The 12656-nt window shown below is 54.4% G+C and carries 12 protein-coding genes; 4 read left to right on the top strand and 8 right to left on the bottom strand.

The genetic code is table 11. The features are described 5' to 3' along the window. Nucleotides 1-189 precede the first annotated feature (189 nt). Nucleotides 190-1050 carry an acyl-CoA thioesterase II gene (gene tesB, locus NA624_RS12860; RefSeq protein ID WP_000084176.1) on the top strand — a complete coding sequence of 287 codons (861 nt, stop codon included), beginning with the start codon at nucleotides 190-192 and terminating at the stop codon, nucleotides 1048-1050. Nucleotides 1051-1149: 99 nt separating this feature from the next. Here tesB and amtB read toward each other — a convergent pair whose 3' ends face one another. From amtB to decR, 5 genes are all read right to left on the bottom strand, one after another. Continuing rightward, on the bottom strand, nucleotides 1150-2436 hold the full coding sequence (gene amtB / locus NA624_RS12855; RefSeq protein ID WP_000684917.1) for an ammonium transporter AmtB: 1287 nt from the start codon (nucleotides 2434-2436) through the stop codon (nucleotides 1150-1152). A 31-nt stretch (nucleotides 2437-2467) separates the two neighbouring features. Then, a complete protein-coding gene (glnK, locus tag NA624_RS12850) occupies nucleotides 2468-2806 on the bottom strand; it encodes a P-II family nitrogen regulator (RefSeq protein WP_000780341.1) in 339 nt (112 codons plus the stop codon). A gap of 212 nt (nucleotides 2807-3018) precedes the next feature. Then, nucleotides 3019-4800: a SmdB family multidrug efflux ABC transporter permease/ATP-binding protein gene (locus NA624_RS12845; protein WP_001256070.1), complete on the bottom strand. Its 1782-nt coding sequence runs from the start codon at nucleotides 4798-4800 to the stop codon at nucleotides 3019-3021. Next, the gene (locus tag NA624_RS12840) at nucleotides 4793-6565 is read right to left on the bottom strand and encodes a SmdA family multidrug ABC transporter permease/ATP-binding protein (protein WP_001235560.1); all 1773 of its coding nucleotides are present in this window, start codon (nucleotides 6563-6565) and stop codon (nucleotides 4793-4795) included. Before NA624_RS12840 ends, NA624_RS12845 begins: the two co-directional genes overlap by 8 nt. 40 nt (nucleotides 6566-6605) lie before the next feature. After that, nucleotides 6606-7064 (bottom strand): DNA-binding transcriptional regulator DecR, encoded by a 459-nt coding sequence (decR, locus tag NA624_RS12835; RefSeq protein ID WP_000884593.1) that lies wholly within the window; start codon nucleotides 7062-7064, stop codon nucleotides 6606-6608. Between the two features lie 112 nt (nucleotides 7065-7176). Between decR and cdsH the strand changes: the two genes are divergently transcribed. Further along, a complete protein-coding gene (gene cdsH / locus NA624_RS12830) occupies nucleotides 7177-8232 on the top strand; it encodes a cysteine desulfhydrase (RefSeq protein WP_000987849.1) in 1056 nt (351 codons plus the stop codon). A gap of 49 nt (nucleotides 8233-8281) precedes the next feature. Here cdsH and cof read toward each other — a convergent pair whose 3' ends face one another. Continuing rightward, nucleotides 8282-9100, bottom strand: coding sequence for an HMP-PP phosphatase (gene cof / locus NA624_RS12825; RefSeq protein WP_000113030.1), 819 nt, complete (start codon nucleotides 9098-9100; stop codon nucleotides 8282-8284). 100 nt (nucleotides 9101-9200) lie between these two features. Between cof and NA624_RS12820 the strand changes: the two genes are divergently transcribed. Both NA624_RS12820 and queC read left to right on the top strand, forming a co-directional pair. Further along, nucleotides 9201-10901 (top strand): SgrR family transcriptional regulator, encoded by a 1701-nt coding sequence (locus NA624_RS12820; RefSeq protein ID WP_001238171.1) that lies wholly within the window; start codon nucleotides 9201-9203, stop codon nucleotides 10899-10901. 64 nt (nucleotides 10902-10965) lie between these two features. Next, nucleotides 10966-11661 (top strand): 7-cyano-7-deazaguanine synthase QueC, encoded by a 696-nt coding sequence (gene queC, locus NA624_RS12815; protein WP_000817201.1) that lies wholly within the window; start codon nucleotides 10966-10968, stop codon nucleotides 11659-11661. 105 nt (nucleotides 11662-11766) lie between these two features. Here queC and fadM read toward each other — a convergent pair whose 3' ends face one another. Beyond that, nucleotides 11767-12165, bottom strand: coding sequence for a long-chain acyl-CoA thioesterase FadM (gene fadM / locus NA624_RS12810; protein WP_001194543.1), 399 nt, complete (start codon nucleotides 12163-12165; stop codon nucleotides 11767-11769). Nucleotides 12166-12268: 103 nt separating this feature from the next. Beyond that, complete coding sequence (locus NA624_RS12805; RefSeq protein ID WP_000680322.1) at nucleotides 12269-12643, bottom strand: helix-hairpin-helix domain-containing protein; 375 nt, start codon at nucleotides 12641-12643, stop codon at nucleotides 12269-12271. Between the last annotated feature and the right edge of the window lie 13 nt (nucleotides 12644-12656).

Raw genomic sequence — 12656 nt, 5'->3', positions numbered from 1 at the left:
CAGCAGGCCTTTCCCCCCGCCGGAAGAGTGGTTAACAGAAACATAACGTGATTAAGTGTGGCACATGTCACTCATTTTTGCCTGGAATTGGTCTGTTATTCAGACTTTTGTACCCATCGGACCACTTGCAAAATTGCGTTATACTCTGCCCTACCTCGCTTCGGCATCGTTGTCACCTGGAGAGTATGTATGAGTCAGACACTGAATAATTTGCTGACATTATTGAATCTGGAAAAAATTGAAGAAGGACTCTTTCGGGGCCAAAGTGAAGACTTAGGGCTGCGCCAAGTATTTGGCGGTCAGGTGGTGGGCCAGGCGCTCTATGCCGCCAAAGAAACGGTGCCGGAAGCGCGACTGGTGCATTCATTCCACAGTTATTTTCTGCGGCCAGGCGACAGCCAAAAACCCATTATCTATGACGTAGAAGTGCTGCGCGATGGGAACAGCTTCAGCGCCCGCCGCGTTGCCGCTATTCAGAACGGGAAACCCATCTTTTATATGACCGCCTCATTCCAGGCGCCGGAACCGGGTTTTGAACATCAAAAAACCATGCCGACGGCAGTCGGGCCGGAAGGACTACCGTCAGAAACGGAAATCGCGCAATCGCTGGCGCATTTACTGCCGCCGATTCTGAAAGAAAAGTTTCTCTGCGATCGCCCGCTGGAAATTCGTCCCGTCGAATTTCACAATCCGTTGAAAGGTCACGTCGCCGCGCCTGTGCGTCAGGTATGGATTCGCGCCAACGGCACCGTTCCGGATGACATTCGCGTCCATCAATATTTACTGGGATACGCCTCGGATCTGAATTTCCTTCCCGTCGCGCTTCAGCCTCACGGCATCGGTTTTCTGGAAAAGGGCATTCAGATCGCCACTATCGATCACTCTATGTGGTTCCATCGTCCGTTCAATTTTAATGAATGGCTACTTTATAGCGTGGAGAGCACTTCCGCCTCCAGCGCCCGGGGCTTTGTTCGCGGCGAGTTTTATACTCAGGATGGCGCGTTGGTCGCTTCAACCGTGCAGGAAGGGGTAATGCGCAATCACAATTAAAAAACATGCCGCTATGCGGCGTTAATGGCCTGATGACGCTGCGCTTATCCGGCCTACGGTAAACTGGATAAGCGCAGCGCCATCAGGCATGTTGCGCAATCACGCGTTATACGCATTCTCGCCGTGACTGTTCACATCCAGCCCCTCGCGCTCCTGCTCTTCCGGTACACGCAGTCCAACAAGGATATCCGCCAGTTTGTAACCAACAAACGCGACAACGCCGGACCAGACGACCGTAATAGCAATACTTTCCAGCTGTACCATCACCTGATGTCCCATCGTAACGCCGTCGACAAAGCCAACGCCGCCCAGCGAACTGGCGGCAAAAACGCCGGTCAGGATACAGCCGACTATTCCGCAAACGCCGTGAACGCCAAATACGTCGCACGGATCATCTACCCGTAACAGACGTTTAAGCATGGTGACTCCCCACAATCCCGCCAGACCCGCAATAACGCCGATAACCAGCGCGCCGCCAACGCCAACATAGCCACAGGCTGGCGTCACGCCGACCAGACCGGCAATCGCGCCGGAACACGCCCCCAGCAGGGAAGGCTTACCGCGTAGCGTCCACTCGCCGATAATCCACCCCAGAATCGCGGCGGCGGTCGCCACCACGGTGTTTACAAAGGCCAGCGCTGCTATCTCGTTTGCGCTACCAGCAGAACCCGCGTTAAATCCAAACCAGCCGATATACAGAATCGCAGTACCGGTAAAGACCATCGGCAGGTTATGGGGTTTAAATGCTTCTTTCCCAAAGCCGACGCGTTTGCCAATTAAATAAGCCCCCACCAGCCCGGCGATTGCGGCGTTAATATGCACCACCGTACCACCGGCAAAATCCAGCGCGCCGTGAGCAGCCAGCAGGCCGCCGCCCCACACCATGTGCGCAATCGGGATATAAGAGAGCGTGAACCACACCACGACAAAAATCAGTACCGCCGAAAAACGAATACGCTCCGCCAGCGCGCCGACAATCAGCCCGACGGTAATACAGGCGAAAGATCCCTGAAACGCGACATGAATATACTGATAAATCGTACCCGTTACCGCCGTCAACGCGATATTCTTCAACATCGCCCCATCGGTATTACCGAAGAAATGATTCCCTTCGCCAAAAGCCAGCGAATAGCCGTACACCACCCATAAAATACAGACCAGCGCAAAGGTGACGGTCACTTGCGTTAACATTGACAGCACGTTCTTAGCGCGAATTAATCCGCCGTAAAACAGCGCGATACCCGGTATCGTCATGAACAGCACCAGCGCGGTACAAATCATCATAAAAGCACTATCCGCTTTATCGGCAACCGCCGGCGCGGCTATCGTTAGCCCAGGCAGCAGCGCCAGTGAAGCCAGTGTGGTTTTTATCATCGCTATCTTCATTTTTTCATTTCCTGTTGCTGTGTGGCGGGTCTTACAGCGCTGCTTCGTCAGCTTCGCCGGTACGAATCCGAATAACGCGCATGAGCTCCGCGACGAAAATTTTGCCGTCGCCAATTTTTCCGGTGTAAGCCGCTTTACTGATGATATCGATCACCTCTTCCAGTTGGTCGTCGGCGATAGCCACATCAATTTTGACCTTCGGCAGGAAATTCACGCTGTACTCCGCGCCGCGATACAGTTCGGCGTGTCCTTTCTGACGGCCAAACCCTTTCACTTCGGTGACGGTCAGTCCCTGAATGCCAATGGAAGAAAGCGCCTCCCGCACGTCCTCCAGCTTGAACGGTTTGATAATCACGGTAACCAGCTTCATAGAACCCTCCAGTCAGAATTAGGTAACGGCTGCCGCCGCGCATGGACTCTTCAGAATGGATATTGCAAAGGATGTGCCAGAAGCTGGCGAGCGAGGAAAGGCGCGGTTAGCGGCGCGTCTTTATATTGACGCGCCCCAACATTGAAGCAGGGAAAGAAAAACGCACCACGACGGTGCATGATGGGCGAGGTTTTGCCCTGTGGCGCAAAACCTTACGCCGCAGGGCCGGGTTCTTCGTGTACGCTGGCGGCTAACTCCTCGCCAACTAGCTGTAATTGATACATTTGCCAGTAGCGCCCTTGCGCCGCCAGCAATTGTTGATGCGTCCCGCGCTCCACCGCCTGGCCGCGATGGAGAACCAGAATGGTATCCGCCTCCACGATTGTCGATAGCCGATGGGCAATAACCACCAGCGTGGTGCGCTCGCGAATCGCCGCCAGCGCCTGCTGTATCGCCTGCTCAGTGCCGGAATCGATGCTGGCCGTCGCTTCATCAAGAATTAATATTTGCGGGGCGTCAACCAGCACGCGCGCCAGCGCCAGTAGCTGTTTTTGCCCGACGGACAGCGTATTTCCCTGCTCGCCGAGATGCGTATGCAGCCCGTCGCTCAGGCCGCGCGCCAGGTCTGCCAGTTGTACCGTTTCCAGCGCCTGCCACACCTGCGCCTCGGAGACATCGCGCCCCAGCGTCACATTAGCCAGAAAGGTATCCGCCATCACTACCGGGTCCTGTTGAACCATCGCCACGCCCTGGCGTAAAACGCGATGATTAAGAGAGGCGATTTCTCGCCCATCCAGCCGAATTTCGCCTTGTGTCAGGGGGTAATACCCCATTAATAAGCTGGCGAGCGTGCTCTTCCCGCTGCCGGTGTGCCCCACCAGCGCCACAAAGCTACGGGACGGTACTGATAGCGTAATGTCCTGTAAAACAAGATTATCGTCGCGATAAGCAAACGACAGATGATCAATATCAATCGCCCCGCTTTGTAACGGCCTGTCGTCGCTGCCATAGCGCTGGCGCGGGCGATCCATCAGTTCAAAAACACGCTCTCCCGCCACAACCGCCTGCTGTAGCATGGATTGCTGGGTGGTCAGTTCAATGAGCGGCTCGTTCAGACGTGACAAATAGCTAATGAACGCATACAGCACCCCGACCTCAATCGTGCCGGCAGACGTAAAGCTGAAAAGCATTAACAAACCACACAAAATGAGCGCGGAAAAGAGGCTAAGCAGCGGACGCAATAAAAAGCCGTCTAAGCGTAGCGTCTGCATCCGCGCCATGTAGTGCGAGCGGCTGGCCTCGCCCATGCGTTCGCCGAAGCGCGCCTGCTGGCGAAACTGCTGGATTACGCTCATCCCGTTGATGATTTCGTTAAAGCCGTCGTTAATATCCGCCAGATATGCCCGCACGCGGCGTACAATCGGCGTGCTGTAGCGCTGATAAATGATCATCACGGTCAATACCGCCGGAAAAATCAAAATCGCCACCAGCGCCATCCGCCAGTCAAGGCTGAACATAGCGACCAGCATGGCGCCGATCAACGCCGCGCTACGTAATACCGTCGCGACGACCGTGACGTACAGATCGCGGATGACTTCCGTATCGTTGGTCACACGTGAAATTAATTGTCCGACAGGCTGCGTGTCGAAGGCGCTTAGCGGCTGGCGCAAGGCGGCATCCATGACGTCCGTGCGCAAGGACTGAACCACGCCAACGGCCGCCCGGTTAAATAATAAAGACTGGGCGTAATGCAGACCCGCCGCCAGAAACTGTAGCCCCACATAGGCGGCCGCCAGCCCCGCGACCTTGCCCAACGGTAAATGGTGGCGGGCCACCATGTTATCAATGAAATAGCTGATCAGCAGCGGACCGCTAACCTCCGCCGCTGCCGCAATCCACAGCATCATCACCGCGACAGAGAGCGGTTTTCGCCATGGCGAGCCATACGCCAGCAACCGTTTCAGCGTCGGCCATAGCTGTCCAAAACTACGCATTCACCGCCTCCTCGCCGCGTTCCGGCGCGTCATCCAGAGCGGCCTCCAGTTGCTGATAGCGATACATATCGCGATACCAGCCAATCTGCTGCGCCAGTTGATCGTGATCGCCGCGCTGAACAACATGACCATGTTGCATAACGATAATTTCATTGGCGTCGGTCAGCGCGGATAAACGATGCGCGCTGATGATGACCGTACGCCCTTCGCCCCACTGGCGCAAATTATGCAAAATCTGATGCTCCGTGCGACCATCTACTGCTGAGAGCGCATCATCAAGAAGCAGAATTTCCGCATTCAACAGCAGCGCTCTGGCAATCGAGATACGCTGTTTTTGCCCTCCCGATAACATGACGCCACGTTCACCTACCTGCGTGTCGTAGCCCTGAGGCAAACGGAGAATATCCTCATGTACGCTGGCTAAACGCGCCACCTGTTCAATCTCTTCCTGGGTCGCCTCCGGGCGTCCGAGCGCAATATTATTGGCAATAGAGTCCGAGAACAAAAACGGCGTCTGGCTGACGACCGCCAGTCGGCTACGCCAGCTATCCAGTTGCAGATGCGTCAACGGCATGTCATGGAATCGGATTTCTCCCTGCGTCACATCAAAATGGCGCTGGATAAGCGACAAGATTGTGCTTTTCCCCGCGCCGGTCGGACCGCATATCCCCAGCATCTGACCCGGTTTAAGGCGAAAGTTCACATTCTCCAGCGCCGGATGCGTCGTTTGCGGATAGCAAAACTCACGAATGGCCGCCGTCAGTTCGCCGCGCCCCGCCGGGACCGGCTCTTCACCATCCTTAACTACCGGCGCTTCCGCCAGCATGGCGCGGATGCGGCTGTAAGCGGCGCTCCCCCGCTCCACGATATTAAACATCCAGGCCAGCGCCAGCATCGGCCAAATCATCAACCCCAGATACATCATAAAGCTGGTGAGTTCGCCCAGCGTCAGGCTGCCGTTAACCACCATCCAGCTTCCGCCGCTAATCGCGAGCAGGTTCGCCATGCCAATGGCGATGTAAATGGTTGGATCAAAACGCGCGTCAATACGCGCCACGCGCATATTTTTCTTGCCGGTATCTTCGGCATCCGCCGCAAACAGCGAAGACTGGCGGTCCTCCAGACCAAACGCTTTGATCATGCGGATGCTGGTCAGACTCTCCTGCGTGCGGTCGTTCAGGCTGGAGAAGGCGGCCTGCGCCAGTTTGAAATAGTCATGCAGCCGATCGCCGTAACGTTTGATCATCAGCGCCATAATCGGCATCGGCAACAGCGCTAATAGCGTTAGCTGCCAGCTAATTTGCGTCGACATGACAATCAGTACCGCGCAGCCCATTACCAGCGAGTCAACCAGCGTCAGAACGCCCTCGCCCGCCGCAAATACGACGCGATCCACATCATTCGTCGCACGCGCGATAAGATCGCCCGTCCGATGGCGCTGATAAAATTCAGGATGCTGACGACTCAGCTGGCGATAATAATCTTCACGCAGTTCGACGGCTAATTGATAAGAAGCGCCAAATAGCAGCACGCGCCAGACATAGCGCAACAAATAGACCACTACGGCGATCAGGGCAATGGTGCCAATCCACATCGCTATTCGGCCTGGAGTAAAATGCTGTGCGGTTACGCCATCCACGACAATCCCCACCACTTTGGGCGGGATTAGCTGAAGCATCGCAATAAGCATAAGCAGGGCCACCGCGCCAAGATAGCGACGCCATTCCCGGCGAAAGTACCAGCTTAATTGAGCAAATAATCGCACGCGTTATTTCCTGATATGATTTCCGGCAATACCGGGAGAATTATTCAATGGGCAGAGAGGTGGTGTACTTAATCTGTTCCATCGCAAAACTGGAGGTGACGTCTGACAGTCCTGGGACGCTATTGACCAGACGTTTATAGAAGTCGTCATACCGCTTCATGTCGGCCACCTGAACTCGCATCAGATAGTCGTATTCCCCCGCCATCCGCCAGAAGCCAAGCACTTCCGGCATCTCAGAGACGACGGTCACGAACCGACAGTACCATTCACTGCTGTGGTGCTGCGTTTTTATCAACACAAAAGCGGTTAATCCCAGCCCCAGTTTTTCCGGGTCCAGCAGCGCGACCCTGCCAAGCAGGATACCGTCATCTTCCAGGCGTTTAAGCCGCTTCCAGCAAGGTGTTGTCGTCAGATTAACGGCATCCGCCAGCGCCTGCAAAGAGAGGGTACAGTCCTGCTGCAATAAGCAAAGCAGTTTACGGTCAATTTTATCTAACATACCCACCCCATAGAGAATATTTTTCTCCTTACATTGTAATTTAAAGGTCAAATAGCAACAATTTTTTCCGTACTTTTCGCTACTCTTGGCACAAAATGATAAATGGATATTAATGATGAGTAGCAATTGGGTTAAAAATGCCATTAATGAAATTAACGCTGACCACCAGCGCTCGGCGGATACGCATCTTATTCGTTTGCCCCTGTCGGCATTTCCGGGTATCCAGCTTTACCTGAAAGACGAAAGCACGCATCCCACCGGTAGCCTCAAGCATCGTCTGGCGCGCTCGCTGTTCCTTTATGGGCTGTGCAATGGCTGGATTAAAGAAGGCACTCCGATTATTGAAGCGTCATCAGGCTCAACGGCGATTTCCGAAGCCTGGTTCGCGCGTTTACTGGGACTGCCGTTCATCGCCGTCATGCCCGCCTGTACCGCAAAACGTAAAATCGAACAGATTCAATTTTACGGCGGCCACTGTCATTTTGTGGAGAGCGCCTGCGAAATTTATGCCGCCTCCGAGCGGCTGGCGCATGAACTGAACGGTCACTATATGGACCAGTTTACCTACGCAGAACGAGCTACCGACTGGCGGGGCAACAATAATATTGCCGACAGTATTTTCCGCCAGATGCGCAACGAACCCCATCCGGTACCGCGATTTATCGTCATGAGCGCCGGAACGGGCGGAACCTCTGCGACGATTGGGCGCTATATTCGCTGCCAGGGCTATGATACTCAGCTCATGGTGGTGGATCCGGAAAATTCCGTCTTTTTACCTTACTGGCAGGATCGCGACGCTTCATTACGCAGCCCGGTGGGCAGTAAAATTGAAGGAATTGGTCGTCCGCGAGTAGAGCCTTCTTTTATTCCGGATGTCGTGGATGAGATGCTGCGCGTGCCGGACGCCGCCAGCGTTGCCACCGCACACTGGCTGGAAACGCAGCTGGGCCGTAAAGTCGGCGCCTCTACCGGCACGAATATGTGGGGAGCGCTGCAGCTTGCGGCCCGGATGCGTGAGGCTGGAGAAACCGGCGCTATCGTGACGTTATTGTGCGATAGCGGCGATCGCTATCTGGATACCTATTACCATCCGGCCTGGGTTAGCGACCATATCGGCGATTTGACGCCGTGGTCAGCGGCCATCGCAAAATTACTTACCGGCGACTAGACACCAAAAAAAAGCCAGACTGAATGTCTGGCTTGCTGGGAGAGATCTCTCATTCGGGGGAATAAGGTAGATGCGGATTGTCCAGCCAATGCGTCAAAAAGTGTGATACCGCTTGATTACCACAATGTCCGATAACCGAAAGGTGTGGCAGCGCGGCGATAAGCTGCGGCATGGCATTGCCCATAATGAGCCCCCGCCCGACGCTGCCCAGCATTTCCCGATCGTTCATCGCGTCGCCAAACGCCATGCAATCTGCCAGTGAAAGCCCTAAATGATTGCTCAATACCGCCAGCGCCGATCCTTTATTGCACCCCAGCGGTAGCACTTCCAGGCAGTCGACGGCAGAGAAACAGAGGTGCGCGCGTTCTTCCAGCGCCTCATTGAGCTGAATGCGCAAACGGATCAGATCGTCATGATCGCCGCAAAAACAGATCTTCGTCACCTGATGGGCCGGAATGCTTTTTATATCGATAACCTGATAACGAAAGCCGCTGTAGACGTGCGCCTGGAGTAGCGCGGGGATCTCCTGGCCTGTAAACCAGCCGTTGTCATTAAACACATGCATACTGGCTCGGGTATCCCAGGCATGATGCATCACCGTATCGGCAACCTGAGGATCGAGATCCTGACGATGCAGCACGTCGCCTTCCAGCGAGTGAATTCGCGTCCCGTTACCGGTAATAAGATAAGCATCCAGTGAAAGCGTCCCCAGAATATGCCGCATTTCCAGCACATGACGACCCGTAGCGAATGTCAGAGTGATATCGCGTTCGCGCAGACGCGCCAGCGTGGCGATCGTTTCTCTACCCAAATGGTGATCGGGCATTAATAACGTGCCATCCATATCAAATGCTGCCAGACGGGCCATCTCTTTCTCCACACTGTGACGCGGTTAACTTGTTGTTCAGTATTACCTGAGATATACGGAAGTAATAGTGAACAGATAAAAGGAAGTGTTCCGGGTTTCTATGAGGCTACTGAATCGGCTTAATCAATATCAACGCCTCTGGCAGCCTTCCGCCGGGGAAACGCAACATGTCACCGTTAGCGAACTGGCCGAACGCTGTTTTTGTAGCGAGCGCCATCTGCGAACGCTGCTGCGTCAGGCCCAGCAGGCGGGTTGGCTAAGATGGGAGGCGCAGTCCGGGCGCGGGAAACGTGGACGGCTCCAGTTTCTGGTCACGCCGGAATCGCTCCGCACCGCCATGATGGAACAGGCGCTGGAAAAAGGGCAGCAGCTCAACGTACTGGAACTGGCGCAGCTGGCGCCGGGCGAGTTACGGGCGATGCTCCAGCCTTTTATGGGCGGCCAATGGCAAAACGATACGCCGACATTGCGTATTCCCTACTATCGTCCGCTTGATCCGCTGCAGCCGGGTTTTCTGCCAGGACGCGCGGAACAGCATCTCGCAGGGCAAGTTTTTTCCGGGTTAACGCGCTTCGACCGCGACAGTCAATATCCTTGCGGGGATTTGGCGCATCACTGGAAGATTTCCGCCGACGGTTTACGCTGGGATTTTTATATTCGCTCCACGCTGCACTGGCATAATGGCGATGCGGTGGATACCGCGCAGCTACACGAACGCCTGGAAAGGCTGCTTACCCTACCCGCGCTAAGCAAATTGTTTATTAGCGTCGCACGGATCGAAGTAACGCATCCTCAGTGCCTGACCTTTCTCCTTCACCGACCTGATCACTGGCTGGCGCATCGTCTGGCGAGCTATTGTAGCGGTCTGGCGCATCCTGACCTGCCGCTTATCGGCACCGGTCCTTTTCGCCTGGCATTGTTCACGCCGGAACTGGTGCGTCTGGAAAGTCATGACCATTATCACCTCAGCCATCCGCTGCTGAAAGCGATTGAATTCTGGATCACCCCGCAACTGTTTGCCCAGGATCTGGGCACCAGTTGCCGCCATCCGGTGCAGATTGCCATCGGCAAACCGGAAGAGCTGGCGACGCTGAGTCAGGTAAGTAGTGGTATTAGTCTGGGTTTTTGCTATTTAACCCTCAAAAAGGGCTCACGGCTCAACGTACAGCAGGCGCGGCGTCTGATACATATTATCCATCATACTTCGCTGCTGAAAACCTTGCCGGTAGATGAGAACTTGATTATGCCAAGTCAGGGGCTGCTACCCGGCTGGACAATCCCGCAATGGCAGGACGTTGATGAAACGCCATTGCCGAAAAAACTTACCCTGGCGTACCACCTTCCCGTAGAGCTGCATACGATGGCGGAACAGCTTCGACATTACCTGGCGACGCTCGGCTGTGAGTTAACATTGATTTTTCATAATGCCAAAAACTGGGATAACTGCCCTGCGTTGGCGCAAGCGGATCTGATGATGGGCGACAGGCTGATCGGCGAAGCGCCGGAATATACGCTGGAGCAGTGGCTACGTTGCGATCAGATCTGGTCACATGTCCTGGACGCGCCTGCGTTTTCCCATCTGCAGGCTACGCTTGACGCTCTGCAAATTCAGCCCAATGAAAAAGATCGCCGCGCCGCGCTACAACAAGTTTTTGCCAACCTGATGGATGACGCCACACTTACGCCGCTGTTTAATTATCACTATCGCATCAGCGCCCCACCGGGCGTTAACGGCGTTCGACTCACCCCTCGCGGCTGGTTTGAATTTAGCGAAGCCTGGCTTCCGCCGCCTTCGCCGTGAAGAAGCTGGTCGGGATTATCCGTACGCGTTACCATATTGGTTTTCGTCATTGATCAGGATAACTATGAAACGCGCCGTTGTTGTATTTAGTGGAGGTCAGGACTCCACCACTTGTCTGGCGCAAGCGCGGCATCAGTATGATGAAGTGCATTGTGTCACGTTTGATTATGGTCAGCGCCACCGCGCAGAGATTGATGTCGCGCGCGCGCTGGCGTTAAAACTTGGCGCACGCGCGCATAAAGTGCTGGATGTCACTTTGCTGAACGAACTGGCGGTCAGCAGCCTGACGCGGGATAGCATTCCGGTGCCGGACTATGAACCAAACGCTGACGGTATCCCCAATACTTTCGTACCGGGACGCAATATTCTCTTTCTGACGCTGGCGGCGATTTACGCTTATCAGGTCAAAGCCGAAGCGGTGATCACCGGCGTTTGCGAGACCGATTTTTCCGGCTATCCAGACTGTCGCGATGAGTTCGTCAAAGCGCTGAATCACGCGGTGAATCTGGGCATGGCGAAAGATATCCGTTTCGAAACGCCCTTAATGTGGATTGATAAAGCTGAAACCTGGGCGCTGGCCGATTATTGGGGCCAACTGGATTTGGTTCGCGAAGAGACGCTGACCTGCTATAACGGCATTAAAGGCGATGGCTGTGGTCATTGCGCGGCCTGTAATCTGCGCGCTAACGGCCTGAATCATTATCTGTCGAATAAAGCGGCGGTGATGGCGGCAATGAAGCAAAAAACCGGGTTAAGGTGATTGTTTTGCCGGATGGCGGCGCATGCACCTTATCCGGCCTGGCGATATTCACCATGGTCAATATCGCCAGGTCGGATCAGTTCAACGCCATCAGACAGCGAGGCGTTATTGCACCATCTGTTCCAGCTTTTCACGCAATTCGCCTTCCAGCGGCAGCGCTTTTTGCGTTTTTAAATCAATACAAACAAACGTGATGAGCGCATCGGCCACCACCTGCCCTTCTGGCTCCAGCGTAATCGTCTGGCTTAATACGCCGCTTTTACCGTTAAGCTGTTGTACCTGGCTGGTCACGGTCAGTAGATCGCTCAATACCGCCGGGCGACGGTAATTTATGTTGATGTTTACCACCACAAAAGCAATATTGCGGGCCGTCATCCACTGAAAGCTGTCGCTGTTTTCCAGCCCATCCCAACGGGCCTCTTCCAGAAACTCCAGATAGCGGGCATTATTAACATGTTGATAAACATCAAGATGATATCCACGAACTTTGATTTGTGTTTGCATAGCGCAATAACCTTACGTTGTTGTTATAAGTAAACGACAAGTACAGAGGTCATAACTGGTATGACCTCTACAGTCTGGCAAATTTTGGCCACTGTGCAAGTGATTACAATGTTAAAACTGCCAGATTACGCTCCACCAGCGCGCTTCCCATTCCCGGCACCTGCTTTAAATCATCCACCGTTTTAAAAGGACCATACTCCTCCCGATAGCTCACAATAGCCTGCGCTTTTTTCAGCCCAACGCCGTTCATCACCCGCGCCAGATCCTCCGCAGACGCGGTATTAATGCTCACCCTGGTACCTTCATCATCGCTGGCTTTAGCAGGTAATGCCGCTTTGGCGGAGGATGAAGAAGGCGTATCCGCTTTTGTTTCCACCGCTGCATTTTTTGCGACAGGCGTCGCCGCCAGTGCGCTATGGGCCATGCCCGCGCAGGTTAAAGAAAGTGTAATAAGCAGTGCTTTAATTCCGTGTTTCATACTGTTTTCTCCT

It is taken from the genome of Salmonella sp. NW38, assembly GCF_051807745.1.
In the GTDB taxonomy this organism is placed as follows: domain Bacteria; phylum Pseudomonadota; class Gammaproteobacteria; order Enterobacterales; family Enterobacteriaceae; genus Salmonella; species Salmonella enterica.
Note: the sequence above shows the minus strand (reverse complement) of the source record. Positions and strands in the feature narration are given on the sequence as shown.

What these genes read in the sequence shown, in the direction of transcription:
- tesB (WP_000084176.1), top strand. Translation starts at nt 190, where the DNA reads ATGAGTCAGACACTGAATAATTTGCTGACATTATTGAATCTGGAAAAA.
- amtB (WP_000684917.1), bottom strand. Translation starts at nt 2,436, where the DNA reads ATGAAGATAGCGATGATAAAAACCACACTGGCTTCACTGGCGCTGCTG.
- glnK (WP_000780341.1), bottom strand. Translation starts at nt 2,806, where the DNA reads ATGAAGCTGGTTACCGTGATTATCAAACCGTTCAAGCTGGAGGACGTG.
- NA624_RS12845 (WP_001256070.1), bottom strand. Translation starts at nt 4,800, where the DNA reads ATGCGTAGTTTTGGACAGCTATGGCCGACGCTGAAACGGTTGCTGGCG.
- decR (WP_000884593.1), bottom strand. Translation starts at nt 7,064, where the DNA reads ATGTTAGATAAAATTGACCGTAAACTGCTTTGCTTATTGCAGCAGGAC.
- cdsH (WP_000987849.1), top strand. Translation starts at nt 7,177, where the DNA reads ATGATGAGTAGCAATTGGGTTAAAAATGCCATTAATGAAATTAACGCT.
- cof (WP_000113030.1), bottom strand. Translation starts at nt 9,100, where the DNA reads ATGGCCCGTCTGGCAGCATTTGATATGGATGGCACGTTATTAATGCCC.
- NA624_RS12820 (WP_001238171.1), top strand. Translation starts at nt 9,201, where the DNA reads ATGAGGCTACTGAATCGGCTTAATCAATATCAACGCCTCTGGCAGCCT.
- queC (WP_000817201.1), top strand. Translation starts at nt 10,966, where the DNA reads ATGAAACGCGCCGTTGTTGTATTTAGTGGAGGTCAGGACTCCACCACT.
- fadM (WP_001194543.1), bottom strand. Translation starts at nt 12,165, where the DNA reads ATGCAAACACAAATCAAAGTTCGTGGATATCATCTTGATGTTTATCAA.
- NA624_RS12805 (WP_000680322.1), bottom strand. Translation starts at nt 12,643, where the DNA reads ATGAAACACGGAATTAAAGCACTGCTTATTACACTTTCTTTAACCTGC.